This window comes from Ideonella flava (genome assembly GCF_051857595.1).
In the GTDB taxonomy this organism is placed as follows: domain Bacteria; phylum Pseudomonadota; class Gammaproteobacteria; order Burkholderiales; family Burkholderiaceae_C; genus Ideonella.
Genome location: NZ_JBPZHD010000002.1, coordinates 585,748 through 611,841, shown reverse-complemented (window position 1 = coordinate 611,841; position 26,094 = coordinate 585,748). Strand labels below are relative to the sequence as shown.

Annotated in this window: 29 protein-coding genes; 18 read left to right on the top strand and 11 right to left on the bottom strand. The window is 68.4% G+C overall.

The features are described 5' to 3' along the window. The first annotated feature begins 9 nt into the window (after positions 1-9). The 9 genes from ACS5PM_RS06530 (at position 10) to ACS5PM_RS06490 (ending at position 4,473) form a co-directional block, all read left to right on the top strand. On the top strand, positions 10-510 hold the full coding sequence (locus ACS5PM_RS06530) for a DinB family protein (RefSeq protein ID WP_439386728.1): 501 nt from the start codon (positions 10-12) through the stop codon (positions 508-510). Between the two features lie 207 nt (positions 511-717). Further along, entirely contained in the window at positions 718-1,218 is a 501-nt protein-coding gene (locus ACS5PM_RS06525; protein ID WP_439386726.1) for a DinB family protein, read from the top strand. Between the two features lie 15 nt (positions 1,219-1,233). Next, positions 1,234-1,689, top strand: coding sequence for a GNAT family N-acetyltransferase (locus ACS5PM_RS06520; protein ID WP_439386724.1), 456 nt, complete (start codon positions 1,234-1,236; stop codon positions 1,687-1,689). A 2-nt stretch (positions 1,690-1,691) separates the two neighbouring features. Beyond that, positions 1,692-2,126, top strand: a complete 435-nt coding sequence (locus ACS5PM_RS06515) for a GNAT family N-acetyltransferase (RefSeq protein WP_439386721.1) — start codon at positions 1,692-1,694, stop codon at positions 2,124-2,126. A gap of 28 nt (positions 2,127-2,154) precedes the next feature. Continuing rightward, on the top strand, positions 2,155-2,685 hold the full coding sequence (locus ACS5PM_RS06510) for a 2'-5' RNA ligase family protein (RefSeq protein ID WP_439386719.1): 531 nt from the start codon (positions 2,155-2,157) through the stop codon (positions 2,683-2,685). Then, the gene (locus tag ACS5PM_RS06505) at positions 2,686-3,078 is read left to right on the top strand and encodes a DoxX-like family protein (RefSeq protein WP_439386717.1); all 393 of its coding nucleotides are present in this window, start codon (positions 2,686-2,688) and stop codon (positions 3,076-3,078) included. Positions 3,079-3,122: 44 nt separating this feature from the next. Further along, a complete protein-coding gene (locus ACS5PM_RS06500; protein ID WP_439386715.1) occupies positions 3,123-3,593 on the top strand; it encodes a GNAT family N-acetyltransferase in 471 nt (156 codons plus the stop codon). Continuing rightward, the gene (locus ACS5PM_RS06495) at positions 3,590-4,096 is read left to right on the top strand and encodes a GNAT family N-acetyltransferase (RefSeq protein ID WP_439386713.1); all 507 of its coding nucleotides are present in this window, start codon (positions 3,590-3,592) and stop codon (positions 4,094-4,096) included. Before ACS5PM_RS06500 ends, ACS5PM_RS06495 begins: the two co-directional genes overlap by 4 nt. Further along, on the top strand, positions 4,093-4,473 hold the full coding sequence (locus tag ACS5PM_RS06490) for a VOC family protein (RefSeq protein WP_439386711.1): 381 nt from the start codon (positions 4,093-4,095) through the stop codon (positions 4,471-4,473). Before ACS5PM_RS06495 ends, ACS5PM_RS06490 begins: the two co-directional genes overlap by 4 nt. Positions 4,474-4,486: 13 nt before the next feature. Here the strand turns inward: ACS5PM_RS06490 and ACS5PM_RS06485 are convergent, their stop codons facing one another. Continuing rightward, complete coding sequence (locus ACS5PM_RS06485; RefSeq protein ID WP_439386709.1) at positions 4,487-4,897, bottom strand: nuclear transport factor 2 family protein; 411 nt, start codon at positions 4,895-4,897, stop codon at positions 4,487-4,489. 77 nt (positions 4,898-4,974) lie between these two features. Between ACS5PM_RS06485 and ACS5PM_RS06480 the strand changes: the two genes are divergently transcribed. Both ACS5PM_RS06480 and ACS5PM_RS06475 read left to right on the top strand, forming a co-directional pair. Beyond that, on the top strand, positions 4,975-5,376 hold the full coding sequence (locus ACS5PM_RS06480; RefSeq protein ID WP_439386707.1) for a VOC family protein: 402 nt from the start codon (positions 4,975-4,977) through the stop codon (positions 5,374-5,376). Beyond that, positions 5,366-5,845 (top strand): GNAT family N-acetyltransferase, encoded by a 480-nt coding sequence (locus tag ACS5PM_RS06475; RefSeq protein ID WP_439386705.1) that lies wholly within the window; start codon positions 5,366-5,368, stop codon positions 5,843-5,845. The genes ACS5PM_RS06480 and ACS5PM_RS06475 overlap by 11 nt, the downstream gene beginning before the upstream one ends. A 4-nt stretch (positions 5,846-5,849) precedes the next feature. Here the strand turns inward: ACS5PM_RS06475 and ACS5PM_RS06470 are convergent, their stop codons facing one another. The 5 genes from ACS5PM_RS06470 to ACS5PM_RS06450 all read right to left on the bottom strand — a co-directional run bounded on the left by ACS5PM_RS06470 (position 5,850) and on the right by ACS5PM_RS06450 (position 10,215). Continuing rightward, positions 5,850-6,155: a hypothetical protein gene (locus ACS5PM_RS06470; protein WP_439386703.1), complete on the bottom strand. Its 306-nt coding sequence runs from the start codon at positions 6,153-6,155 to the stop codon at positions 5,850-5,852. A gap of 20 nt (positions 6,156-6,175) precedes the next feature. Next, complete coding sequence (thiS, locus tag ACS5PM_RS06465) at positions 6,176-6,430, bottom strand: sulfur carrier protein ThiS (RefSeq protein WP_439386701.1); 255 nt, start codon at positions 6,428-6,430, stop codon at positions 6,176-6,178. 161 nt (positions 6,431-6,591) lie between these two features. Then, positions 6,592-7,869, bottom strand: coding sequence for an NAD(P)/FAD-dependent oxidoreductase (locus ACS5PM_RS06460; RefSeq protein ID WP_439386699.1), 1,278 nt, complete (start codon positions 7,867-7,869; stop codon positions 6,592-6,594). Continuing rightward, entirely contained in the window at positions 7,869-9,716 is a 1,848-nt protein-coding gene (locus tag ACS5PM_RS06455) for an aldehyde ferredoxin oxidoreductase family protein (RefSeq protein WP_439386697.1), read from the bottom strand. Before ACS5PM_RS06455 ends, ACS5PM_RS06460 begins: the two co-directional genes overlap by 1 nt. Before the next feature lie 22 nt (positions 9,717-9,738). After that, positions 9,739-10,215: a 4Fe-4S dicluster domain-containing protein gene (locus ACS5PM_RS06450; protein ID WP_439386695.1), complete on the bottom strand. Its 477-nt coding sequence runs from the start codon at positions 10,213-10,215 to the stop codon at positions 9,739-9,741. A 202-nt stretch (positions 10,216-10,417) separates the two neighbouring features. Between ACS5PM_RS06450 and ACS5PM_RS06445 the strand changes: the two genes are divergently transcribed. Continuing rightward, on the top strand, positions 10,418-11,548 hold the full coding sequence (locus ACS5PM_RS06445; RefSeq protein ID WP_439386693.1) for a substrate-binding domain-containing protein: 1,131 nt from the start codon (positions 10,418-10,420) through the stop codon (positions 11,546-11,548). A gap of 682 nt (positions 11,549-12,230) precedes the next feature. Here the strand turns inward: ACS5PM_RS06445 and ACS5PM_RS06440 are convergent. Genes ACS5PM_RS06440 through ACS5PM_RS06425 form a run of 4 tightly spaced genes read right to left on the bottom strand, consistent with a single transcriptional unit; the run spans position 12,231 to position 18,488 of the window. Then, complete coding sequence (locus ACS5PM_RS06440; RefSeq protein WP_439386691.1) at positions 12,231-13,754, bottom strand: amidase; 1,524 nt, start codon at positions 13,752-13,754, stop codon at positions 12,231-12,233. Between the two features lie 2 nt (positions 13,755-13,756). After that, positions 13,757-14,737 (bottom strand): Bug family tripartite tricarboxylate transporter substrate binding protein, encoded by a 981-nt coding sequence (locus tag ACS5PM_RS06435; RefSeq protein ID WP_439386689.1) that lies wholly within the window; start codon positions 14,735-14,737, stop codon positions 13,757-13,759. Between the two features lie 49 nt (positions 14,738-14,786). Beyond that, positions 14,787-17,465 carry an alpha-ketoglutarate dehydrogenase gene (gene mdeB / locus ACS5PM_RS06430; protein ID WP_439386687.1) on the bottom strand — a complete coding sequence of 893 codons (2,679 nt, stop codon included), beginning with the start codon at positions 17,463-17,465 and terminating at the stop codon, positions 14,787-14,789. A 6-nt stretch (positions 17,466-17,471) separates the two neighbouring features. Continuing rightward, positions 17,472-18,488 (bottom strand): 1-aminocyclopropane-1-carboxylate deaminase, encoded by a 1,017-nt coding sequence (locus ACS5PM_RS06425; protein WP_439386685.1) that lies wholly within the window; start codon positions 18,486-18,488, stop codon positions 17,472-17,474. A 136-nt stretch (positions 18,489-18,624) separates the two neighbouring features. On the opposite strand from ACS5PM_RS06425, the gene ACS5PM_RS06420 reads away from it, so the two are divergent. The 4 genes from ACS5PM_RS06420 (at position 18,625) to ACS5PM_RS06405 (ending at position 22,001) form a co-directional block, all read left to right on the top strand. Further along, on the top strand, positions 18,625-19,143 hold the full coding sequence (locus ACS5PM_RS06420; RefSeq protein ID WP_439386683.1) for an Lrp/AsnC family transcriptional regulator: 519 nt from the start codon (positions 18,625-18,627) through the stop codon (positions 19,141-19,143). Positions 19,144-19,769: 626 nt separating this feature from the next. Continuing rightward, positions 19,770-20,306 carry a GNAT family N-acetyltransferase gene (locus ACS5PM_RS06415; protein WP_439386681.1) on the top strand — a complete coding sequence of 179 codons (537 nt, stop codon included), beginning with the start codon at positions 19,770-19,772 and terminating at the stop codon, positions 20,304-20,306. Further along, on the top strand, positions 20,306-21,286 hold the full coding sequence (locus ACS5PM_RS06410; protein WP_439386679.1) for a hypothetical protein: 981 nt from the start codon (positions 20,306-20,308) through the stop codon (positions 21,284-21,286). The genes ACS5PM_RS06415 and ACS5PM_RS06410 overlap by 1 nt, the downstream gene beginning before the upstream one ends. Before the next feature lie 22 nt (positions 21,287-21,308). Further along, positions 21,309-22,001 carry an alpha/beta fold hydrolase gene (locus ACS5PM_RS06405; RefSeq protein WP_439386677.1) on the top strand — a complete coding sequence of 231 codons (693 nt, stop codon included), beginning with the start codon at positions 21,309-21,311 and terminating at the stop codon, positions 21,999-22,001. A 12-nt stretch (positions 22,002-22,013) separates the two neighbouring features. Here the strand turns inward: ACS5PM_RS06405 and ACS5PM_RS06400 are convergent, their stop codons facing one another. Further along, entirely contained in the window at positions 22,014-23,012 is a 999-nt protein-coding gene (locus ACS5PM_RS06400) for an XdhC family protein (RefSeq protein ID WP_439386675.1), read from the bottom strand. A gap of 248 nt (positions 23,013-23,260) precedes the next feature. On the opposite strand from ACS5PM_RS06400, the gene ACS5PM_RS06395 reads away from it, so the two are divergent. Then, the gene (locus ACS5PM_RS06395) at positions 23,261-23,722 is read left to right on the top strand and encodes a (2Fe-2S)-binding protein (protein WP_439386851.1); all 462 of its coding nucleotides are present in this window, start codon (positions 23,261-23,263) and stop codon (positions 23,720-23,722) included. Between the two features lie 13 nt (positions 23,723-23,735). Further along, positions 23,736-26,087 carry a xanthine dehydrogenase family protein molybdopterin-binding subunit gene (locus ACS5PM_RS06390; protein ID WP_439386673.1) on the top strand — a complete coding sequence of 784 codons (2,352 nt, stop codon included), beginning with the start codon at positions 23,736-23,738 and terminating at the stop codon, positions 26,085-26,087. Positions 26,088-26,094: the final 7 nt, after the last annotated feature.

Here is a 26,094-nt window from a genome sequence, read left to right as displayed (position 1 = left end):
GGTTGCCGCGTGCCCCCTGCCCTGCCCATGGACGAACGGCTCTACGCGACCCTCATCGATCAACTGGCGGAGATGCCGGTCTTTCTCCGGCGCACGCTGGCCGGCCTGCCGCGCGAGGCGCTGCTGCGGATGCCCGGGAACGACCGGTCCCATCTGCTCGAGCACCTGTGGCACACCAAGGATTGCGACAGCGACCTGTACGGCCTGCGCATCCGCCGCATCCTGGCCGAGGACAGGCCGTCGCTGGAGCCGGTGGACGTCGGCGCCTGGCTGGTCGACCACGCCTACGAAACCCGCGAAGGGGATGACGCGATCGAGGCCTTCGAGCGCGAGCGTGCCGCCCTGATCGGCGAGCTCAAGGCGCTCGGGCCCGAGCAGCTGATTCGGGTCGGCCTGCGTGCCGACGGCTCGGAGATCACCGTGTTCGGCGTGATCGAGCAGCTCGCCGCGCACGACCAGGATCACCGCTGGCGGGTGGCCGCGATCCTTCGCGGGTTTGCCGGGTGGTGAGCCGTCATGAACTGTCGGGGACTTCCGTGAGCACGGGACCATTCCACGGCCGAAGGGCACCTGCCGCGGGCACTGCCGGCAGGGCCCGCATGTACATTTCTTCGCTTTGGCGCAGGTCCCCTGCGGGCTGGCTGAACGTGTTCAGCCAGGACACGCCGGCGGCCTGACTTCTTGCCGGAGCAACGCACAACATCGCCAGGAGGACCCGTGTCCCTCACCACCCTCAAGTCACTCTTCGCCTACAAGGCCTGGGCCAACTCGGAGCTGTTCTCGAAGCTCGCCACCTTGACGCCCGAGCACGCCGAGCAGCTCCACACCTGCATCAGGACGCTCAACCACATCTACGTGGTCGATCGAATTTTCCGCGCGCACCTGAGCGGCGAGCCGAGGCCGTTCGATGCCACCAACACCAAGAGCACGCCGTCGCTCGACGAGCTTCGCAGCGACGTCGAGGCCACGGATGCGTGGTACGTGAAGTATGTCGACGGACTGATCGAGCCTGCGCTGTTGGAGGCCCTGTCGTTCACTTTCACCGATGGCGACTCCGGGCGAATGACGCGGGAGGAGATCCTGCTGCACGTCATCACCCACGGCGGCTACCACCGCGGCAACGTCGGCCAGGTCCTCAAGTCCATCTCGGTCGCACCGCCCCGCGACCTGTACACCAAGTTCCTGCACGTCAGCGAACCGGCGCGGCGAGCGGCCTGATCGGCCAGGTCCCGGATGCAGGTCACTCTCGAATCACCCGACCAGGCCGATGTCATCCAGCTCATCGCCGAGCTGGATGCCTATCAGGACACGCTCTACCCGCCGGAAAGCCGGCATGCGCTCGACCTGGCATCGTTGAAGCAACCCCACGTGCTCTTCGCCGTGGCGCGCGATGCCTCCGCGCGCGCCATCGGTTGTGGCGCGGTCGTGCTGGGCGCGGAGTATGGCGAGGTCAAGCGGATGTACGTCCGCCCGGATGGCCGCGGCCAGGGCATCGCCCGCCGCCTGCTCGATCTGCTCGAAGCCCACGCGAAGGCGAAGGGCTGCGCGATGCTGACGCTGGAGACGGGACCGAGGCAGCCCGAAGCACTGGCCTTCTACGAAAGCCGCGGATTCAGCCGCACCGGGCCGTACGGCGAGTACCGGGACGATCCGCTGAGCGTGTTCATGAGAAAGCCCATCGAAAGCTAGCCATGGACATGGCCGATCCATCGATGCCGATCCGGCTCCGCCCCGCACAGCCGTCGGACATCGCCGAGATCCAGGAGTTCGACGAGTTCAATGGCGATCGGCTTCGCGAAGTGGAGGCCGGCACCTGCTTCGTCGCCGTCAGCGCGGGCAAGGTGATCGCGTACGCCAGCTACGAGCCACGTGGCTTGCTTGGGCAGCCGCTGCTGACCTACCTCTGCGTGTGCGACGAGTTTCGAAGGCAGGGCATAGCGACATCGCTGGTCAGTCTCGTGCAATCGCAGGCATCGGGGCGCAAGCTTTTGTCGTCGACGGAGGACTGGTGCGCGGGTACGCAACGGATCTTCGAACACCTGGGCTGGCAGAAGGTCGGCGAGATCGCGGGCGTCAACAAGGATGGCTCGTCCGAGTGGTTCTACGCCGTTGATCTCGGCTCCTGACTTCTCCGGCCGCCCACTTGCAGGAACCATGAGATCGCCGCTCTACACCGTTGGCAATCTTGAAATCCCCGCTTCGCAGATGCAGTGGATTCAGCAGTTTCGGCAGCAGAACGATCCGCGTCATCGCGTGGTGGAGCCGCACTTCACGATGGTGTTCGGGGTCGGGGATCTGGACGAGGGCGTCTATCTGTCGCACATCGAGGCCGTCGCCCGCGCTTCGAGGACGATTGAGTTTCGCTGTCGATACGCCATGTTGGGAGCGGATGACATGGACGACACCGCCTATGTATTCCTGGTCCCCAACGAAGGCAATGCCGAGATTTCGCTGTTGCACGACGATCTCTATCGCGGCGTCCTCGAACCCTATCACCGGCTCAAGTTTCCCTACATTCCGCACATCACGATCGCCTCGACGAAGGACTTCATGCAAGCCAAACTGATGTGCGATCAGCTCAACCGATCAGGCGTCCTGGTCCAGGGGCGAATCAGCTCCTTGACAACGGGTGTGCTTCGTGACGGAGCGCTTCAGACCTTGAGGACATTCCCTCTTTCGGCCTGAATGTCGAATTCGCTCATTCTCCAGATCGCCAGGTTCGCCTCTTCGGCCATCTGGCTCTACCAAGGGATCGTCCCCAAGCTGCTGGGTCCGCACGCCGATGAACTCGCCATGATCGCGTCGCTCGGTGTGAGCCATGAAAGGATTCCCGCCGTGGCAGTGTGCGCCGGCTGGATCGAGTTGACCCTCGGCCTGTGCATCCTGGTCTTCCATCGCCGGGTCTGGCCGCATGCGCTCAGCATCCTCGCCTTGGCTGGCTTGCTGGCCTTCGTCGTGATGTTCGCGCCTGGGTACCTCGGCGCAGCTTTCAATCCCGTGGCGAGCAACGTGCCGTTGGCTGCGATCTCGCTGGTGGCTGTCCTGACCCTTCAGGATCGCACCCGGGCAAGGACCTAGGTACGGTTCACCATGGCACGCCCCACCGTTCAATCGTGTGCCCCGTGAACCGTCCCGAGATCGTCCAGCTCGACATCACCGCTGGCGGCATGGCGGAGATGGTTCACGCCCTCCACATCGCGGCCTACCGAGTCGAGGCAGCGCTTCTTGGGGTCGACTCGTTTCCTCCGCTCGAGCGCACGGCCCAGGACCTCGCTCGTTCAGGCGAACAGTTCGTTGGCGCGCGTCTGCAAGGGCGCCTCGTCGGCGTAGTCGCTTGGGCTTCAGGCGTTCGCCTCGAGATTTCCTCCCTGGTGGTTGACCCGCCCTTCCATCGCCAGCGAGTGGCCCGCGCGATGCTGGACGAGGTCATCACCGCCGCCGGCCAGCGCCCCGTCCGGGTGTCGACAGCAGCCCTCAACGGGCCGGCGCTCGGGCTCTACCGCCAGGCGGGCTTCGGCGAGGCGGGGCGATCATGGGTCCAGCATCCACCGCTTGAACTCGTGCACTTGCAACGTGAAGGGCCGACAGGATGAACATCATTGCGCTGACCACCGAGCACGCCGCGCCCTACCGCGATCTCATGCTGCACGGCTACGAGCACGCGCCGGACGCCTTCACCTCGACGCCGCAGGAGCGGGCCGCGATGCCGCTGTCCTGGTGGGCGCTGCGGATTGCTGATCCGACGGGCCTGGGCGTCGCGTTCGGCGCCATGGATGGGGACACGCTGGTGGGCACCGTCGCGCTGGAGTTCTCTTCCAAGCCGAAGACGCGGCACAAGGCTCACCTGATCGGCATGTACGTCCTGGAAGCCTGGCGTGGCCACGGCGTGGGGCGCGAGCTCGTCGCCGCGGCGATGAAGCATGCCGCGCAGCGTCCAGGCATCTCGATCGTCACGCTCACCGCGACCGAAGGCAATGCCCCAGCCATCGCGTTGTACGAGGCCGCGGGATTTCGGACTTTCGGCGTCGAGCCCATGGCCATTCGCACGCCGTCGGGCTACAAGGCCAAGGTCCACATGTGCAAGGAGATCGCGTGAACCTCGCCACCGTCGAGATCAAGGCCTTCGTGCCCGCCCTGGACTTCGAGCGATCCAAGCGTTTCTACGCGGCGTTGGGCTTCGAGATCCCCTGGTCCTCGGACGACCTCGCCTACGTCCGCCATGGCGACTGCAGCTTTCTGCTGCAGGCCTTCAACCATCCGGAGTTCGTCCAGAACTTCCAGATGCACCTGCTGGTCGAGTGCGTCGACGATTGGCATGCGAAGGTCGTCGCTTCCGGCGTCATCGAGGAGTTCGGCGTGCGCGTCGATGCGCCGGCCGACCAGCCCTGGGGCATGAGGGACTTCCCGCTGTTCGACCCCAGCGGCGTGCTCTGGCGCATCGCGCAGAACACGCCGGGGCCGGATGGCGAGTGAATGCCGGCGACGCTCAGTGCGCGCCCAGGGGATCGCCGTGCGGGGTCTCGGTGTGGACCACGCAGATCCAGCGGTCGCCGACCTTCTTCCACACGCTGCAGTCGTAGGCCTTGAGCTTCAGGTCCTTGCCTTCGAGCCGGCCTTCCTCTTCGACGGTGTAGGCCACGGCGACCACGTCTTCGCTGATCTGGCGCACGTGCACGTCCTTCAGCGTGTAGCCGGCTATGGTCCACTTGTCCTGTTTCATCAGCTGGGAGAAGGTCTCGTGGCCGATCTCGCCGACCCCGTGCGAGCCGACGACGATGCAGGGATCGTCGCTCAGGCTGGCGGCGGTTTCCGAGTCGCGCGACTGCACCGCGTCCCAGAAGCGCATTTCGAGCGCCAGGATCTCGTGTTCCAGGCCATCGGTCTTCTGTCGTTGCATGTTCTGCTCCTTCGTGGGGTGAAGAAACCCGGGAGCAGCAATCGTCGTTCCCCTCGGATTTCGAAAAGGAGTCGGCCTTGTTCTCGCACGTCTTCCTGGGCGTCAGCGATTTCGACCGCGCGCTGGCGTTCTATGGGCCCGTGATGGAGTCATTGGGCATCAAGCTGCGCTTTTGCGAGCGACAGCGGCCCTGGGCCGGCTGGCAGTCCAGTCCGGATCCCCGCCCCCTGCTGCTCGTGGGCAAGCCGTACGACGGCCAGCCGCACCACCCGGGCCACGGCCAGATGGTCGCCTTCCTGGCCGCGGACCGCTCCATGGTCGACCGCGCCTACGAAGTGGCCCTGGCGCACGGGGGCAAGACAGAAGGTGCGCCTGGCCCCAGGCCCGAGTACCACGAGCACTACTACGGCGCCTACTTCCGCGATCCCGACGGCAACAAGCTCTGCGTCGCCTGCCATTCACCGCCCCATGAACCCTGACCATTCCACCTGCCGCGTCTCGATCGCCGACCCGGCATCGCCTGAAGCCCGGCAGCTTCTCACGGCCCTGTCCTCCACCCTCCAGCAGATCACGGGCAGCGATGGCAAAGCCTCGTTCGATGTGCAGGACGTGCAGGTCGACAGGGCCTGCTTCGCCATCGCGCGGTCGGCCGATGGCACGCCCGTAGGCTGCGGGGCCCTCCGGCCGCTGGAGCCTGGGATCGCCGAGCTGAAGCGCATGTTCGCGGTGCCCGGCAGCCAGAGCGTGGGCAGCACCGTCCTGGCTTTCCTGGAGCTGCAGGCGATGAACTTCGGCTACCGCGAGGTCTGGCTGGAGACCCGCAAGGTGAACGAGCGGGCCGTCGCCTTCTATGAGCGGCACGGCTATCGGCCCATCCCGAATTTCGGGCGCTACGTGGGACGGCCCGAGGCGATCTGCCTCGGCAAGGCGCTTCAGGCCGCGGCCTGAGCCCTCAGCCGCCTCCGCGGCGCATGTGCAGGTCGAAAAGTCGCATGAAGGCTGCGCGCGCCTCGGCCGGCACCGCATCGCTGAAGGCGTAGCGCACCTGCATCCGCGGCAGCCGGATGAGCGCGATGCGGCGATCGGGCAGCGGCTGCCATCGCAAGCTCAGGGTGCCGCCGTCCTCCAGCACCACCTCGGCCTCGCCGGGGCAGGGGAGCAGCAGACGGTGAAGGCCGACCGCGCCCGGCAGATCGCGCAGCCAGTCGGCCTCGGTGCAGCCGTGTTCGCGCTCGAAGCTCGGGTGGACCTCGGCCATCGAGCCCTCATGGACCCGCGTCAGCCGCCAGCTATCGGGGGCCAGATCGCCAGCACGTCGCCTTCCTTCAGCGCGCGGCTGGTGCGCTCCTCGGGCGGCACGAACAGGCCGTTGATGAGCACCAGGTGCACCATCTTGACGGGCAGGCTGAAGGGCGCGATGACCTCGGCCACGCTCGCGCCCTCGGCCACATCGAGCTCGATGACGTTGCCGGGCCGGCGGTCCGGCGGCAGGTAGTCGGTCAGGCTGGCGTAGAGCTTGAAGGTGATGTGCATCAGAGCCTGAGAGTTCTTCGGGCGTGTCCGAGCAGCGCGTCAAACGGTGCCTGGTCTAGGCGCAAATGCTCGCCATAGCTTGGGCTATGGCGAGCATTTGCAACAACGAGCAGGTGCCGTTTGGCGTGATGAGCGGGCATGAGCGAAGGACTCTCAGGCTCTCATGCCTTCAGGTGGCCGCGCTCGGCCTGCGCCTGCGCGCAGGCGAGGTAGGCCTGCATCAACAGCGTTGGATCCTCGATCAGCCTGTCCTTCCAGGGCCCGAGCGGGACCTGCCCCTCGACCAGGCCGCGCATCACGCCCACGTGCTGCGTCCAGCCCACCGAGTTGCAGCCCACCAGCCGGTCGCCGTCGAACTGCAGGCTCAGGTGCCGCCCCGCCGCTTCATCGGTGAGCTCCGCCTGCTGCCCGCCCGGCACGCCCTCCCAGTGGCCGAAGCTGGCCGAGATCAGGCCCAGGGTGTCGAGCACGTTGATCTGGGTGACGCCCTTGAGCGGGGCCGGCTTGCCGACCATGTTGGCCGCCGCCACCCGCGCCTGCTCGGCCGCGTTCGGCTGGATGGCACTCACGATCGTCTTGCCGCTCACCTTGTCGAAAGCCTCGGCGCAGTCGCCGGCCGCGTAGATGCCCGGCACGCTGGTCTGCAGGTGCTCGTCGGTCAGCACGCCCACCAGGCAACGCACGCCCGAGCCCTCCAGGAACCCGATGTTGGGTTTGACGCCGGTGGCGCTGATGACGAGGTCGGCCGCCAGCAGCTGGCCCGTCGACAGGCGCACGCCCATGGGCGCGCCGTCGGGGCCGGGGCGCTCGACCGCCTCCACCCGCGCGCCGGTGTGCACGGCCACGCCCTTGGCCTCGCACCACTGCTTGATCATGCCGCCGGCCGTCGGGCCCATCATGCGGGGCACCATGCGGTCGCCCATCTCGACCACGCTGAGCTTCACGCCGCGCGCCGCCAGCGCCTCCATGATGATGCAGCCGATGAAGCCGGCGCCGAGCTGCAGCACGCGCGCACCCGGGGTGGCCGCCGCCGCGATGGCGCGCGCATCCTCCAGCGTCCAGCAGGGGTGCACGCCGGGCCCGTCGATGCCCGGGATGGGCGGCGTGGCCGGCGAGGAGCCGGTGGCTATCAGCAGGCGGTCGTAGGGCACGCCGCTGCCATCGTCCAGGATCACCTGGCGGCCGGCGGTGTCCACCTGCGTCGCCCGGCCCTGCTTGAGCGTGACGTAGAGCCGGTCGAAGTGGGCCGCACCGCCGCGGCGCAGGTGCGTGCCCTCTTCGCCGATCTGGCCCATCAGCAGGTAGGGGATGGCCATGCGCGAGTACGGCAGCTCGGGCTCGTCGCCGATGACGACGATCTCGTCCTGCGGCGCGTGCTTGCGGATCGTCTCGGCCGCGATCACGCCGGCCGGGCCGGCGCCGAGGATGACGTGCTTCATCACAGGCCCAGCCGGGTGCGCGTCTGCTCCGTCAGCTCGCCTTCAGGCGTCCAGCCGCGCGCGGCGTAGTACTTGGGCAGCATCTCCGGCAGCTTGTTGACCAGGCCCTTGGCGGGGCCGGTCTTGGCCGGCTCGTTCAGCAGCCTCGGCGGCAGCGAATCGTCCTTGGCGGTGAAGCCGGCGCGGTTGTTGAAGTCGCGCTCCATGTTCCAGATGCGCTCGCCGATCTTCTCCATGTTCTCCAGCGTGAACTCGTCGCCGCAGGCGGCGGCCACCTGGGGCGCCACGTCGGCCAGCGTCCAGGCGAAGCTGGTGAAGATGCAGATGCCGGCGGAGTCGAAGGCGGCCGTCGCATCCTGGAAGGCCTTGACCAGCTCGGGCTTGCCCTCGGCGCTCAGCGGGTCGGTCTTGACCGGGATGCCCAGCACCTCGCTGGCCACGGTGTAGCCGCGAAGGTGGCAGGCGCCGCGGTTGCTGGTGGCGTAGGCCAGGCCCATGCCCTGGATGCCGCGCGAGTCGTAGGCCGGGAACTCCTGGCCCTTGACGCTCATGCTCAGGTCCGGATGGCCGTACTTGGCGGTCAGCCGCTTGCTTCCCTGGCCTATCTCCTTGCCGAAGCCCTCGCCCCGGGCCGTCATCTCGGCGAACTGCGCCAGCGCCTGCGCCGAGCCGAACGGCGCCTCCACACCCAGCTGTTCCTTGGTGAGCACGCCCATGTCGAACAGCTCCATCACCGCGCCTATGGTGGCGCCGAAGCTGATCGGATCCATGCCCTGCTCGTTGCACAGCACGTTGGCGTACTGCAGCGCCTCGAGGTCGTTCACCCCGTTGGCGGCGCCCAGCGCCCAGGCCGCTTCGTACTCCAGGCCGCCCGAGGCGCCCCAGTACTGCGGCTTGTTCTCGACCGTGAAGTGGGTCTTGTCGATCTTGCTGATGCGGCCGCAGGCGATGGTGCAGCCGAAGCAGGCCTGGTTGGTCACCAGGTGCTTCTTGCCGTCGCTGGCGCGCGGCGCGGCCATGGCCTCGGCGGAGATGTCCTTGGCGCCTTCGAACTGCACGTCGCGGTGGTTGCGGGTGGGCAGCGCGCCGATCTCGTTGATCACGTTCATCAGCACCTGCGTGCCGTAGGCCGGCAGGCCCTGGCCGGTGACGCCGTTCTCGGCCAGGATCTTCTTCTTCTCGGCCGTGACCTTCATGAACTCCATCGGGTTGGCGATGTTGCCGACGCCCTTGGTGCCGCGCACGGCGACGGCCTTGAGGTTCTTGCTGCCCATCACCGCGCCCACGCCGGAGCGGCCGGCGGCACGGTGCAGGTCGTTCACCACCGCGGCGAAGAGCACGCCGTTCTCGCCCGCCAGGCCGATGCTGGAGATGCGCAGCAGCGGATCCTGGTGCAGCTTCTTCAGCGTCTCCTCCGTCTCCCAGACGCTGTGGCCCCACAGCGCCGAGGCATCGCGCAGCTCGGCCACGTCGTCGTTCACGTAGAGGTAGACGGGCTTGGGCGAGGCGCCCTCGAAGATGACCATGTCCCAGCCGGCGCACTTGAGCTCGGCGCCCCAGTAGCCGCCGGAGTTGCTGCAGGCGATCGCGCCCGTCAGCGGGCCCTTGGTGACCACGGTGTAGCGGCCGCCGGTGGAGGCCATGGTGCCGGTCAACGGGCCGGTCGCCCAGATGATCTTGTTGGCGGCCGACAGCGGGTCGACCTGTGCGTCAACCTCGTCGACGAAGTACTTGGTGGCCAGGCCACGCGAGCCGAGGTAGAGCTTGGCCCAGTCCATGCGGAGCGGCTCGCTCTTGACGGTGCCATCGGTCAGGTTGACGCGGAGGATCTTTCCAGCCCAGGACATGATGTTTTCTCCTTCGCCGGGTTCAGGACGCCGACGGCTGGTTGCCGAGCTTGTCGGCCCAGGCCTGCATGCGGTCCAGGCCCGTCCAGTTGGCATCGACGTAGGTGATGGCGCCCGTCGGGCAGGCATTGGCGCAGGCCGGCTCGCCGCCGCACAGATCGCACTTCTGCACCTTGCCGGTCTCCTGCACGTAGTTGATGGTGCCGAACGGGCAGCTGATGGTGCAGACCTTGCAGCCGACGCAGGTCGTCTCGTTGACCACCTTGGCGCCGGTGAGCGCGTTGATGGTGATGGCCTCCACCGGGCAGGCGTGCAGGCACCAGGCCTCGTCGCACTGCGTGCAGGTGTAGGGCACCTTGCGCCCCGTCTCGTGGAAGTCGAACACCTTGATCCGCGACTTGGCGGGGGCGAAGACGGCGTAGTTCTCGTACGAACACGCCATCTCGCACTGCAGGCACCCCGTGCACTTGTCGGGGTTGATGTGAAGACTCTTCTGCATGGCGTCCGCCTCCTTTGGCGTGGCTGTGGTGGCACCCACCTATGCAATCATCTTCATAGCCGTGCCGTCGGGAAACCTAGGCCTAACCCGCACAAGGGCGCCACCGGGCGCCGGCTTGTTCCAGGATGGGACAAAGCGACGCTCGAAGCCATCGGTTATGGTCGGCCCTCCCCCGTCCGACCGGCCTTTTCCGGCCCCTGCGATGCGCACCCGCGGCGTCCACCTCCAGTACAGCTTCGAATCCCGGGACCAGCGCGGCGCCGCGCTGCAGAACCCGCTGTTCGACCTGCTCGGCGCCATCCACGAGCACGGCTCCATCCAGCATGCCGCCCGGGCGACGGGCGCGTCCTACCGCCATGTGTGGGGTTCGCTCAAGCACTGGGAGACGGTCCTCGGCCAGCCCCTGGTGCACTGGAACCGCGGCCAGCCCGCGCGCCTGACGCCCTTCGCCGAGCGCCTGCTCTGGGCCGAGGCCCGCGCCCGCGCGCGTCTGACCCCGCACATCGAGGCCCTGCGCGCCGAGCTGGAGCGGGTGCTGGGCGAGGCGCTGGACGGCAGCCAGCAGGTGCTCACCGTCTACGCCAGCCACGACCTCGCGCTGCCGCTGCTTCGCGACCACGCCAGCGCCACCGAGCGCCTGCACATCGACCTGCGTTTCGCGGGCAGCCTGGACGCGCTGCGGGCCCTGGCCGAGGGGCGCTGCCTGGTGGCCGGGTTTCACGTGCCGCGACTGCCCGAAGGGCACCAGCTCTTCGCCTCGGCCCTGAAGACACTGCTCAAGCCGGGCCGCCACAAGCTGATCGGCTGCAGCCGTCGCACGCAGGGCCTGATCGTGGCCGCCGGCAATCCGCTGAGCTTGCGCGACCTGGCGGGCGTGGCAGCGCTGAAGGCCCGGTTCGTCCAGCGCCAGCCGGGCTCCGGCACGCGCCTGCTGTGCGACTACCTGATGGCGCGGGACGATCTGTCGGAGGGCGCCTTGAACGCCGTGGCAGGCACGACCGAGGACAGCCACAACGCCGTGGCAGCCGTCGTCGCCAGCGGCGACGCCGATGCCGGCTTGGGGCTGGAAGCGGCCGCCGCGGCCTACGGGCTGGGCTTCGTCCCGCTGATCGAGGAGGACTACTTCCTCGTGTGCCTGAAAGACGCTCTCGACCACCCGGCCGTGGCCAAGCTGCGCGGGGCGCTCGCCGCTCGCGCCTGGCCTTCGCTCCTGGCGGATCTGCCGGGGTACGAGCCGGCCGATCGGCCGGGCGAGGTGCTCTCACTCACTCGCGCACTGCCGTGGTGGCACTACAGGACGGCGAAGAGGGCGCGGGCGGTGTCGGGACGCTGACGGACTCCGTTGGGCGCCGAGCTTGTCGAAACCTTGCGCGCTGGGCCCTTCGACAGGCTCAGGGTGAACGGGGTAGAGATTGCCGCCCTCGCGCGCCACTCCGCCGAACACCTCTCCCATCCGTCGGCCTGAGCCTGTCGAAGGCTTCTTGTCCAACGGACTTGGCGCCGCGCGTTCCCGTTCGACAGGCTCAGGGCGAACGGGGTGGAGGTGATCCGACCGAACGCACCTTCCCCGTTCGGCCTGAGCCTGTCGAAGGCTCGGCCCGCCGAGCACGTCCCATCCGTTCGGCCTGAGCCTGTCGAAGGCTCATTCATCCGCTCGGCCCGCCGAGCACTTCCCATCCGTTCGGCCTGAGCCCGTCGAAGGCTTCTTGTTCCACGGTGGTCGACACGGCGCGTTCCCCTTCGACAGGCTCAGGGCGAACGGGATGGAGGTGATCCGGCCGAACGCACCCTCCCCGTTCGGCCTGAGCCTGTCGAAGGCTCATCCATCCGCTCGGCCCGCCGAACACTTCCCATCCGTTCGGCCTGAGCCTGTCGAAGGCTTCTTGTTCAACGGGGGTCGACACGGCGCGTCCCCCTTCGACAGGCTCAGGGCGAACGGGGTGGAGGTGGTCCGGCCGAACGCACCCTCCCGTTCGGCCTGAGCCTGTCGAAGGCTCATTCATCCGATGAGGCCATCAAGCAGCCGCCACCGCTCCCGCGCTCGGCCCGCCGCCCCACACGGGAGGCGAGGTGACGATGGAGGTCAACGACGGAACCACCGGCCCCAGCCGATCGAGAACCGGACGCGGGCGGCGGAGTTCGTCGGACGGCGCGAATGCCCGCTCCATCGCCGCAGCGGCCGACAGCACTTCCAGGTCCCCGCGGAAGCGGCCCACCATCTGCAGCCCGAAAGGCATGCCTGCGTGATCCACGCCGCACGGCAGGCTGAGCGAAGGCAAGGTCGTCAGCGTGACGACATAGGTCAGGGCGAGCCACTGGTAGTAGTTCGCCTGAGCCTTGCCAGCGATGGTGTCCGCGTACAACGTCGTCCACGGGAAGGGCGACACCGGCGTCGTGGGGGACAGGACGACGTCGTAGCCCTCCATCGTCCGGCGGAACCGGGCCAGGATTCGCGTCTGCTCGGCCTGCGCCCAGGCGCTGTCGAGCAGGCTCATCGCGGCGCCGATCTCGAAGTTGGCGCGGGTGTTGGGGCCCAGGCTCGACGGGTCGCGCTCGTAGGCGTCGCGGGTGCTGGCCACGAAGGCCTCGGCGCGCAGCACGTCGAAGCAGCGGTGCGCGTCGCCCAGGTCGAAGCTCAGCTCGTCGCAGCAGGCGAACAGGTGCTTCATCGCGGCGATCTTGCGGCGGAAGGACTGGCGGATCCCCTCGTCCACGTCGCACACGCCGAAGTCCTCGGTCCAGCCGATGCGCAAGCGGCCCAGGTCCTGCGCGGGTGGACTCGCGAACGAGGCCGCGTCGACCGGATAGCTGAGCGGGTCGGTGTCGGACACGCCAGCGGATGCGGCCAGCTGCAGGCAGGTCTCCGCGACCGTGCGCCCCATGGGCCCGACGACCGAGATCGGCGACCAGCCCAGCAGCCTGCGCGAGCTCGGCACCAGCCCCGGCGACGGCCGGAAGCCCACGACGCCGCACAGCGCCGCCGGGATCCGCAGTGAGCCGCCTGTATCGGACCCAGTGCACACGGGCAGCATGTCGCAGGCCAGCGCCGCAGCCGAGCCGCCGGAAGATCCGCCCGCGTTGAGCCGCGGATCGAAGGGATTGCCGGTGGCGCCCCAGACGGCATTGCGCGTGTTGGCGCCGGCGCCGAGCTCGGGCACGTTGGTCTTGCCGACGACGATGGCGCCGGCGGCGCGCAGCCGGGCCACCAGCGTGTTGTCCGCCTCGGGCACGTGGCCGCGAAACATCGCCGACCCCAGCGTGGTGAGCAGGCCCTCGGTCGCCTCCAGGTCCTTCACGCCCATCGGCAGGCCGTGCAGCAGGCCCAGCGGGCGCCCATCGAGCACGGCGCGCTCGGCGGCACGCGCCTCCTCGCGTGCTCGATCGAAGCAGGTGGCGGTGACCGCATTGACATACGGGTTGACCGCCTCGATGCGGGCGATGCAGGCGTCGAGAAGTTCGACGGGCGAGACCTCCCTCGATCCGATCAGGCGTCGAAGCTCGACCGCGGACAGGGACACCAGGGTGTCGTCGATCGCCATGTTCACTCCGCCTTGATGTTGGCCCGCTGCGCGATGGCCCGCATGCGCGGCAGCTCCTCGTCGACACGCGACGCCGCAGCGGCCGCGGGCTCGTAAGCCGCCTGCAGGCCGTTGTCCAGCAGCTTGCTGCGGACCTCGGCATCGCTCATCACCTCGGCCAACGCCGCCTGAAGCTTCGCTCGCGCCTCCTGCGGCAGGCCGCGCGGTGCCGCCAGCGCCAGCCAGGAATCGGCCGTGAAGCCGGGATAGCCGCTCTCCGCGACGGTGGGAACGTCTGGCAGTTGAGGCGCCCGCGTCGCGCCGGTCACCGCGATCGCCTTGATCTTGCCGGCCTTGAGCTGGGGCAAGGCAGCGGCCACGGTGTCGATGGACAAGGGGATCTGCCCGGCGATCAGGTCGGTCATGGCGGGGGCGCTGCCCTTGTAGGGCACATGCTGCACTTTGACGCCCACCGCGTTCCACAGCAACTCGCCGGCGAAGTGGGCCGTGGTGCCGCTGCCGAAGGAGCCGTAGAAGTACTTGTCCGGCGTCTTCTGCGCGGTAGCCACCAATTGCTTCAGGTTGTCGATGGGCAGGTCGCGGGTCGCCAGCAACACGAGCGACACGCGGGCCACGCCACCGATCATCTCGAAGCTCTTGACCGGGTCATACGCGAGCTTCGCGTGCAGCGCCGGGTTGGCGGTGAACGTCGAGCCGGAGCTGATCAGCAAGGTGTAGCCGTCGTTGCTCGCGTTGGCCACGAAGCTGGCGCCGACGATGGTGCCGGCCCCGGCCCGGTTGTCTATCACCACCGGCTGGCCCAGCCGGTCGCCCAGCTTCTTGCCCACCAGCCGGCCGACGATGTCGGTGGCGCCGCCCGGCGGGAAGGGGATGACCAGGGTGACGGGCTTCGAGGGATAGGCCTGGGCGGCCGCCTCCTGCATCAACCCCAACCAGGCCCCGCAGGCCGCCAGGACGATGGCCAGTACGCGCTTCGCTCTCATGATGGTGCTCACCTTCTCGCTGCGATGACAGGATGCTGGCCGCGACCGCTCAGGTCACGGCCAGGGATGCGATTCGCGACAGGCCGTCTCGCGCCTGCGCCTGGTTCTCTCGATCGATCTCCTCGACGGCGCGCAGGCTGGCCTGCACGATGGCCGCAGCGTCGACCTCGAAGTGCGAACGCAGCGCGGCACGCGTGTCGCTGCAACCGAAGCCATCGGTGCCCAGCGTCAGGTAGCGGCGCCCAGGCGGCACGAAGGGCCGCACCATCTCGGGCAAGGCCCGCGCGTAGTCGGTGGCCGCGACGATCGGGCCGGTGGTGCCTCGCAGGCGCTGCTCGAACCAGCTGTCGACCTGCTCCACCTCGCCGTGGCGCCAGCGACGTTCCCTGGCGATGCCTTCGCGGGCCATCTCGGCGTAGCTGGTCACGCTCCAGACGTCGGCCGCGACATCGTGCTCGGCCTCGAGCTGCGCGGCGGCCTTCAGCACCTCGCCCATGATCGCGCCGCTGCCCAGCAACTGCACCCGGCGAGCGCCCGGCCCGCCATGCTTGAACAGGTACATGCCGCGCACCACGTCTTCGTGCACGCCAGGCGGCAGGCTCGGGTTGTCGACGTTCTCGTTGGTGACGGTGACGTAGAAAAACTCGTCGGCCTGCTCCGCCACCATTCGGCGCATGCCGTGGTCGACGATCACTGCCAGTTCGCCGGCGAAGGCCGGGTCGTAGGCTCGGCAGTTGGGGATGGTCGCGGCGGCGAGGTGGCTGGTGCCGTCCTGGTGTTGCAGGCCTTCGCCACCGAGCGTCGTGCGGCCCGAGGTGGCGCCGATGAGAAAGCCGCGTGAACGCTGGTCGGCCGCCGCCCAGATCAGGTCGCCCACCCGCTGGAAGCCGAACATGCTGTAGTAGATGTAGAACGGCAGCATGGCCAGGCCGTGGGTCGAGTAGCTGGTGGCGGCGGCCGTCCATGAAGACACCGCGCCGGCCTCGGAGATGCCCTCCTCCAGCATCTGCCCGCTGCGGTCCTCGCGGTACGAAAGCATGGAGTTGGCATCCTCGGGCTGGTAGAGCTGGCCGAAGGGCGCGTAGATGCCGACCTGGCGGAACAGGCTCGCCATGCCGAAGGTGCGCGCCTCGTCGGCGACGATGGGCACGATGCGCGGGCCCAGCGTCGCATCCTTCAGCAGGTTGCCGAGCATGCGCACGAAGGCCATGGTGGTGCTCATGGACTTGCCGTCGGCGTCGAGCGCGAAGGAGGCATACGACGCGATGGCCGGCACAGGCAGCGGCGCCGCGGTGACTCGGCGCTGCGGCAAGCTCCCACCGAGCCCCGCGCGACGCTCCTGCAGGTAGCGCTGCTCCGGTGAATCGGCGCCGGGCCGCAGGAACGTGGCCGACCTCGCCTCCTCGTCACCGAGCGGCAGCTGGAAGCGGTCACGGAACGCGAGCAGCTTGTCGGCGTCCAGCTTCTTCTGCTGGTGCGTGGTCATGCGGCCCTGGCCGAGCGCGCCCATGCCGAAGCCCTTCATGGTCTTGGCCAGCACCACGCTCGGGCGCCCCTGGGTCTGGGTCGCCAGCGCGAAGGCGGCATGGATCTTCACCGGGTCGTGTCCCCCGCGGCGCAGGGCATCGATCTGGTCGTCCGACAGGTGCGCGACCAGCTCGCTCAACGCCGGGCTCTTGGCAAAGAAGCTGCGGCGGTTGAACGCGCCGTCGTTGGCCGACAGCGTCTGGAACTCGCCGTCGACGGTGGCCGCGAAGGCTTGCGCGATGGCGTGCGTGTGGTCGCGTGCCAGCAGCTCATCCCATTCCGAACCCCAGAGGCACTTGATGACGTTCCAGCCGGCGCCGTGGAACAGCGACTCGAGCTCGTCGACGATGCGGCCGTTGCCGCGCACCGGCCCGTCCAGGCGCTGCAGGTTGCAGTTGATGACGAAGGTGCAGTTGTCGAGACGCTCGCGCGCGGCCAGCGTGAGCGCGGCGATGGACTCAGGCTCGTCCATCTCTCCGTCGCCGAAGAAGCCCCACACGCGCCGCCCGGCCGTCTGCGCCAGGCCGCGATGCTCCAGGTAGCGCATGAAGCGCGCCTGGTACACCGCGTTGATCGGCCCTATGCCCATGGAGCCGGTCGGGAACTGCCAGAAGTCCGGCATGGACCAGGGATGCGGGTAGGAGCTCAGGCCCTGCCCGCCGCCTCGGCGCGCGGTGATCTCCTGCCGGTAGTGCTGCAGCGCCCCTTCGTCCAGTCGGCCTTCGACGAAGGCGCGGGCATACACGCCGGGCGCCGAATGCGGCTGGAAGTAGACGAGGTCGGCGCCGGCCGGGGCCTCGGGCCCGCGGAAGAAGTGGTGGAAGCCCACTTCGAACAAGTCGGCCGCGGAGGCGTAGCTCGCGATGTGACCACCCAAGTCGCCATAGGCAGCGTTGGCCCGCACCACCATCGCGACCGCGTTCCACCGCAGGATGGCCGACAGCCGCCGCTCGATCTGCAGGTCGCCCGGGTAGGGTGGCTGCGTGTCGAGGCCCACCGTGTTCAGGTAGGGCGTGCTGGCGTGGGGGCGCCAGGGCAGCCTGCGTTGGCGGGCGTGCTCCAGCAGGGCGTCGAGGACGGCCCCGGCCTGAAGCGGGCCCGCCTCGGGGCCCCAGGCGGCGAGGATGCCGTCGAGCGCGTCGCACCACTCGCGGGCCTCGTCCGCGTCGAGAAGGCCGGCATCCGGGCTCCGGGCGTCCATGCGGCTTCAGCCGTTACGGAAGAGGAAGCTGTAGGCGTTCAGCGCCGGCACGCCGCCGAGGTGCGCGTACAGCACGCGCGAGCCTTCGGGGAATTCGCCGCGGCGCACCATGTCGATCATGCCGTGGGCCGACTTGCCCTCGTAGACCGGGTCGGTGAGCATGGCCTCCTGGCGCGCGCACAGGCGGATGGCCTCCAGCGTGCCTTCGTTGGGCAGGCCGTACTCGGGGCCGCCGTAGCGCTCGTCGAGCACGACGTCCTGCTCGGTGATGGGGCGGCCCAGTTCCACCAGCTCGGCCGTGTGGCGCGCAATGCGCAGGATCTGCGCCCGCGTCTGCTTCGGCTTGGCCGAGGCGTCGATGCCGATCACCCGGTCGGCCCGGCCATCGGCTGCAAAGCCCACCACCATGCCGGCCTGTGTGCTGCCGGTGACCGAGCACACGACGATGTAGTCGAACTTGAAGCCGAGTTCCTTCTCCTGCGCCCTCACCTCCTCGGCGAAGCCGACGAAGCCCAGGCCGCCGAGTGGATGCTCCGAGCAGCCGGCGGGGATCGGGAAAGGCTTGCCGCCGCCGCGGCGCACATCCTCCATCGCCTGCTCCCAGCTGGGGCGGATGCCGATGTCGAAGCCGGCGGCGTCCAGGCGCACGTCGGCGCCCATGATCCGCGACATCTCGATGTTGCCCACGCGGTCGTAGACGGCGTCGGAGTAGTTGACCCAGTTCTCCTGCACCAGCACGCACTTCATGCCCAGGTGCGCCGCGACCGCGGCCACCTGGCGCGTCTGGTTGGACTGGATGCCGCCGATGGACACCAGCGTGTCGTAGCCGCCCTTGATCGCCTCGGGGATGAGGTACTCCAGCTTGCGCGTCTTGTTGCCGCCGAACGCCAGGCCGCTGTTGCAGTCCTCGCGCTTGGCATACAGCTCGACCTTGCCGCCGAGATGGGCGCTGAGCCGCTGGAGGTGCTGGATGGGCGTGGGGCCGAACGTGAGGGGGTGGCGCTCGAATTTGGCGAGGTTCATGGTGGTGACTCGGTTCTCTGTAGTGATCTGGTGCCGCTATCCTAGGAACATCGCCACGCAATGTGCTTGCAATGTTTTCGGTCATTGCTGCCCTGTTGCATGGTCCATTCGACGAATACCGGCCTGGAATTGCACGATGGCGACCAAACGCACAACAAACTCTCTGCGCAAGACGGAGACTCCAGAAGAGGTGAATCAGCTCGATCGCGTGGACCGCGCGATCCTGCGTTCGCTGCAGCGCGATGCGTCGCTGTCCAACGTCGCGCTGGCGGCCAAGGTCCACCTCAGCCCCGCCGCTTGCCTGCGCCGCACCGAGCGCCTCAAGGCCTCCGGCCTCGTGCGCCGCACCGTCGCCCTGCTGGACCCGGCGCAATTGGGCCTGGGCATGCTGGTCGTCATCGGCGTGGTGCTGGATCGGTCGACACCCGAATCCTTTGCCGATTTCGAGAAAGCCGTCCACAAGGTGCCGGGCTGCCTGGAATGCCTGGTGGTGACCGGCGAGTTCGACTACTTCGTCGTCGTCCGCACGCAGGACAACGAGTCGTTCAACCGCTTGCATGCGGCGGAGCTTCTCTACCTGCCGGGCGTGCGCCAGATCCGCACCTTCGTGGTCCTCAAGCAGGTGTTCTCGACGACGGAGTTGCCGATTGCTTGAGGCTCCACGCCGTTCGCGCTGAGTTGTCGAAGCCTCGCGAACACGGGCCCTTCGACAAGCTCAGGGTGAACGGATGGTGGGAGGGCCCTGCACTCCTCTCCGTTCGGGCTGAACCCGTCGAAGCCTCGTGCAGGCGCAGCCTTCGACAAGCTCAGGGTGAACGGATGGTGGGAGGGCCCTGCACTCCTCTCCGTTCGAGCTGAGCCCGTCGAAGCCTCGCGCATGCGCAGCCTTCGACAAGCTCAGGGTGAACGGATGGTGGGAGGGCCCTGCACTCCTCTCCGTTCGGGCTGAGCCCGTCGAAGCCTCGTGCAGGCGCAGCCTTCGACAAGCTCAGGGTGAACGGATGGTGGGAGGGCCCTGCACTCCTCTCCGTTCGGGCTGAACCCGTCGAAGCCTCGTGCAGGCGGCCCTTCGACAGGCTCAGGGTGAACGGGGTGGGGGCTCGGCCTGGGCACCACTGATCCGTTCTGGCTGAGCCTGTCGAAGCCTCGTGCATGCGCACCCTTCGACAAGCTCAGGGCGGACGGATGGTGGGAGGCCCTGCGCTCCTCTCCGTTCGGGCTGAGCCTGTCGAAGCCCATGCGCGGGCGGCCGGTGGACCCCGGACGAACGAGAATCGACCCATGCCCGGTATCCCGACGCCCCTGCTGTTCGAAACCCTGCAGGAACACCACGCCGTCGCGCTGCACGACGCGCTGCTGGATCCACGCCTGTACCCCTTCATCCCAGAGAAGCCGCCACGCTCGCTGGAACGGCTCCAGGCCGCCTTCCGTGAGTTCCACGCCGGCGCCCCGGCCGGCAGCGGCGAGGTGTGGCTCAACTGGGTGATCCGGGAGCGATCGGCCAACGCCTGCATCGGCACCTTGCAAGCCACTCGATTCGCCAGCGGCGAGCTTTGGGTGGGCTACAAGATCGTCCCAGCCTGGTGGGGACGTGGCGTGGGAACGGATGGCCTGCGCTGGCTCCTCGACGAACTGCAGGCCCGCTACCCGGGCGTCCCGGTGCTCGCCTCGGTGGACACGCGCAACCTGGCGTCCGTGCGGGTGCTGGAGAAGTGCGGGTTCGAACGGCTCCGACGCGAAGGCGCGGAACTGCATGGCGAGATCACGGAAGACTTCATCTATCGCCTGTCCCGCCCGTCCGGCGACGCCGTCCCTTGATGATCGTTCCGGACCACTGGGCAGAAGCCCGGAAACAGCATCGCGAGGGAAGAAGGCAGATCACCGTTCGACGCTTCGGCTGGTCGACCACCAGCGCATCCGATGCGCTCGCGATGGCGGAATCCCGGGCCGAAGAGGCGCTGGCAAGAATCCTCTCGGGCGAACGCCTGAACCGACGCGAACCCAAGCGACCCTACAACGGCGCCTTCGGAGTGCCGATCCGGGAAGAGGTCCTCCATCGCCACGGCGATGAGGTCATCACGCGCAACTCCTACGGCGCCCACTGCCTGAACACGCCGCGCGCGCTCTTCGCGGATGTGGATCTCTCACATCCCGAAGACGGGCGGCTGGCATGGCGCATCTTCGGGATCTCGTGTCTCCTTGCCGGACTGCTCGCCTGGCAATCGCGAAGCTGGGGCATGGTCCTGGGCCTGGTCGTGCTTTGCGCGCTGGCCGCTTCGCGAGTCGCTTCGACCGTGCTTCGGATTTCCAGAGCAACAAGAGGGGACCCTGAGCAGATCGCCCGGTCGAGGTTCTCGGAATTCCTGGCGCAGCACCCTGAATGGAACCTGCGGATCTACAAGACGCCAAGCGGCTTCCGTCTGCTGGCCTCGCACCGCCCCTTTGATCCTTCGGATACCGAGGTTCAAGAGTTCTTCTCCGCGGTCGGAGCGGACCCCGTCTACGTCCGCATGTGCCTGAACCAGCACTGCTTCCGCGCCCGGCTCACGGCCAAGCCCTGGCGCATCGGCATCCCCGCTCACATGCGCCCTCGCCCCGGGGTATGGCCCGTAGCTCCCGAGCGGATGCCTGTGCGCCGCGAATGGATCGCCCGGTATGAACAGGCGGCCTCTGGTTTTGCAGCCTGCCGCTTCCTCGAGTCGCTGGGCTCCGGCGTCGTTCATGACGACATCGGGAAGGTCATCGAACTGCACGACCGCGAGTCGCGAGCGCTTCGCCCCGAGCTGGAGATCGCATGACCCCCACAGTCGGCACAGCCTCTTGAAGATCGTCCTGCTGCCCGGCCTCGACGGCACCGGAAGACTTTTTTCGCCCCTGGTCCAGGAGCTTGCGCCCGGCCATCCCACACAGGTCGTTGCATACCCTGCCGAGGAGCCGATGGGCTACGACAAACTGGAACAGTGGGTTCGTCAGGCGCTGCCTCCAGAAGAACCATTCGTCCTGCTGGCCGAGTCGTTCTCCGGCCCTCTTGCGATGGCGATCGCCGCATCGCCACCGGCAGGCCTGCGCGGTCTCGTCCTTTGTGCCACTTTCGCGCGCAATCCGATTCCGTCGCTGGCCGGATTCCGCTGGATGATTCCCTTCTTGCCCATCCGTGCGGCGCCGAGCCGCTTGCTGGGCTGGCTCCTGCTCGGTCGAATGTCGTCTGCGGCTTGGCGCTGCGCAATCGCGTCCACTCTGGCTTCAGTGTCGGTACGCGCGATTCGTTGCCGGCTCAGGGCCGTGCTTTCGGTCGATGCGACCGCGGCGCTCGCCAGTGCCTGCGTACCCGTGCTCTACCTCAGGGCTTCGCAGGATCGCGTGGTTCCTCTTTCGGCCACGAAGCTGATCTCCGAGACACTCCCGTCGACCCGGGTCGTGTCGATCGATGGACCGCACTTCCTCTTGCAAGCCAACCCGACCGCCGCCGGGCGCGCCATAGGCGACTTCCTGGCGTCGATCGAGCGCCCCTGAAGAGCCCTCCCCTCACACCACGCACCCCGCCTGCGGATGCGTATCACTGCTGCCCGTGAACACCGGCTCCGGGATGCGCCATCCATAGCGCACCGCCGTCAGTTCCGCCAGGATGCTCACCGCGATTTCCGGCGGCGTGCGGGCCCCGTTCTTGATGCCCACCGGGCCGTGCAGCCGGGCGAGCGTGGCCTCGCTCAGGCCGAAGTGCTCGGCCAGGCGGTCCTTGCGGCGGGCCTGGTTGATGCGTGAGCCGATGGCGCCGACGTAGAAGGCCGGCGAGTTCAGCGCCTCCATCAGCGCCAGGTCGTCGAGCTTGGGGTCGTGCGTGAGGGCGATGACGGCGGTGTGGGCATCGGGCTTCAGCGCGACCACGGCGTCGTCGGGCATGTCGCGCACGTACTTCACGCCGGGCAGCGGCTCGGCGGGCAGGTACTCCTCGCGCGGGTCGCAGACCGTGACCTGGTAGTCCAGCGCCTGGGCCATCGTGGCCAGGTAGTGGGTCATCTGGCCGGCCCCGACGATCATCAGCCGCCAGTGCGGCCCGTGCGTGGTGACGAGGGCGTGCTCGTCCAGCACCACCACGTCCGCGCCCTCGGGCTCGCTCAGCACCGCCGCGCCGGTGGCCAGGTCCAGCCGGCGCCGCACCTGGGCTCCGGACTGCAGCAGGCCGAGCAGCGCCTCGACCTGGCTGTGCTCGGCCAGCGGCTCCAGCACCAGCTCCAGCGTGCCGCCGCAGGGCAGGCCGAAGCGCGCCGCCTCGTCGCCCGAGACCCCATATCTGACGACCTGGGGCGCAGTCGCCGCCAGGGCATGCGCTTTCGTTCGCTCGATCAGGTCGTCCTCTATGCAGCCGCCCGACACGGAGCCGGCAATGGCACCGTCGTCACGCACCGCCACCACCGAGCCCACCGGCCGCGGGGCCGAGCCCCAGGTACGGGTGACGGTACCCATCACCACGCGGTGGCCGGCGGCGCGCCAGGCGACCACCTGGCGAAGAATGTTCAAGTCCACGTTATCCATGGCGACGAGGGTAACGGGTTGTGCAGGGGGCCGCCTGTTCCGATCCGGAACAGCCTCGCACCGGCTGCGGGTGAACCCCGATGCCACCCCCCGACCCTTGCAGGACAGTGGACGTGTCCAGGGCCGCGAGCGGCGTGCATCCGGCTGCCCAAAGATGCAGTCCACCCTCGATGCAGCGCCCCGGTCGCCAGCGCCGCCGGCGGACCCCCATCGACCCACGCAAGGAGACCTCCATGACCATGTTGACGCTGAAGGTGAACGGGCGCGAGGTCTCGCGCGACGTCGAGCCTTCGACCCTGCTGGTGCAGTTCATCCGCGAGACGCTGCAGCTCACCGGCACCCACGTCGGCTGCGACACCGCCCAGTGCGGCGCCTGCACCGTCCACCTCGACGGTCGCGCGGTGAAGAGCTGCAACATGCTGGCCGTGCAGGCCGCCGGCCACGAGCTGACCACCATCGAGGGCCTGGCCGCCGAAGACGGCACGCTGCACCCGATGCAGACCGCCTTCAACGACTGCCACGGCCTGCAATGCGGCTTCTGCACCCCCGGCATGGTGATGAGCGCGGTGGACCTGGTGAAGCACCACGACTGCACCAGCGACCAGGCCATCCGCGAGGGCCTGGACGGCAATTTCTGCCGCTGCACCGGCTACCAGAACATCGTCAAGGCCGTCCGTCAGGGCGCCGAGGCCATGAAGTGACCAGGAGCCCTCCATGAACGCACCCCAAGGTTTCATCGGCCAGAGCGTCAAGCGCCGCGAGGACGCCCGCTTCCTGACCGGCACCGGCCGCTACACCGACGACATCGTCCTGCCCGGCCAGACCTACGCGTACTTCCTCCGCTCACCCTATGCACATGCCAGGCTGGGCCCCATAGACACCTCGGCCGCCCAGGCCGCGCCCGGCGTGCTGGGCGTGTTCACCGGCGAGCAGTTCAAGGAGATCGGCGGCCTGCCCTGCGGCTGGCTGATCAACTCCATCGACGGCTCGCCGATGAAGGAGCCCAAGCACCCCATCCTGGCCGACGGCAAGGTGCGCTACGTGGGCGACCGCGTGGCCTTGGTGGTCGCCGAAACGCTGGAGCAGGCGAAGGCCGCCGCAGCCCTCATCGACGTCGAGTACCACGAGCTGCCACCGGTGGTCGACCCGGCCGAGGCGTTGAACGCCAGCGCCGCCGTGCACGACGAGGCGCCCGACAACCGCTGCTACCAGTGGCAGATCGGCGACGCAGCCGGCGTGGAGGCGGCCCTGAAGAGCGCGCCCCACGTCACCACCCTGAGCTTCCGCAACAACCGGCTCATCCCCAATGCCATCGAGCCGCGCGCGGCCAATGCCAGCTACGACCGGGCCGGCGACAGCTACACGCTCTACGTGGCCAATCAGAATCCGCACGTCGAGCGCCTGCTGATGTGCGCCTTCGTGCTGGGCATCCCCGAGCACAAGATGCGCGTCGTCGCGCCGGACGTCGGTGGCGGCTTCGGCTCCAAGATCTTCCTCTACGGCGAAGAGACCGCAATCGTCTGGGCCAGCAAGCGCCTGGGCCGGCCGATCAAGTGGACGGCCGATCGCAGCGAGGCCTTCCTCTCCGACGCCCACGGCCGCGACCACGTCACCACCGCCCAGCTCGGGCTGGACAAGGATGGCAAGTTCCTCGCGCTGAAGGTGGACACCACCGCCAACCTCGGCGCGTACCTGTCCACCTTCTCCACCAGCGTGCCGACCATCCTGTACGCGACGCTGCTGGCCGGCCAGTACGCCACGCCCAAGATCAGCGCCACCGTCAGCGCCGTGTTCACCAACACCGCGCCGGTGGACGCCTACCGCGGCGCCGGCCGGCCCGAGGCGACCTACGTGCTCGAGCGCATCGTCGAGACAGCGGCGCGCGAGCTCAAGCTCGACCCGGCCGAGATCCGCCGGCGCAACTTCATCCACGAGTTCCCCTACGCCACCCCGGTCGGCCTGACCTACGACACCGGCGACTACGAGGCGACGATGAGCCGCGCGCAGCAGCTGGCCGACGTGAAGGGTTTCGAGGCGCGCCGCCAGGCCAGTGAAGCGATGGGCTTCAAGCGTGGCATCGGCTACTCGGCCTACATCGAGGCCTGCGGCATCGCGCCCTCCAGCGTGGCCGGTGCGCTCGGCGCCCGCGCGGGCCTGTTCGAGGCGGGTGAGGTCCGGGTGCATCCCACCGGCAAGGTGACCATCTTCACCGGCAGCCACAGCCACGGCCAGGGCCACGAGACGACCTTCGCCCAGGTGGTGGCCGACAAGCTGGGCATCCCGCTGGACGACGTGACCATAGAGCACGGCGACACCGGCAAGGTGCTGTTCGGCATGGGCACCTACGGCTCCCGCTCGCTGGCGGTGGGCGGCACCGCCATCGTCAAGGCGGTCGACAAGGTGATCGCCAAGGGCCGCAAGATCGCCGCCCACCTGCTGGAGGCGGCCGACACCGACATCGAGTTCGAAGGCGGCCAGTTCAAGGTGGCCGGCACCGACAAGGCCATCCCCTTCGCCCAGGTGGCGCTCACGGCTTACGTGCCGCACAACTTCCCGCACGACAAGCTCGAGCCGGGCCTGAACGAGAACGCCTTTTACGACCCGAGCAACTTCACCTACCCCGCCGGCACCTACATCTGCGAGGTGGAGGTGGACCCGGCCACCGGCGTGACGCGCATCGACCGCTTCACCGCCTGCGACGACTTCGGCAACGTGGTCAACCCGATGATCGTCGAGGGCCAGGTGCACGGCGGGCTGGCACAGGGCATTGGCCAGGCCATGCTGGAGCACGGGATCTACGACAAGGACTCGGGCCAGCTGCTCACCGGCAGCTACATGGACTACGCCATGCCGCGCGCCGACGACCTGCCCACCTTCACGGTGGAGACGGTCAAGGGCACGCCCTGCACCCACAACCCGCTCGGCGTGAAGGGCTGCGGGGAGGCCGGAGCCATCGGCTCGCCACCGGCGCTGATCAACGCGATCTGCCATGCGATAGGCGTGAAGGACGTGCCCATGCCGGCCACGCCGTTCCAGGTCTGGCAGTCGATGAAGCACAACCGCTGAAAGGGAA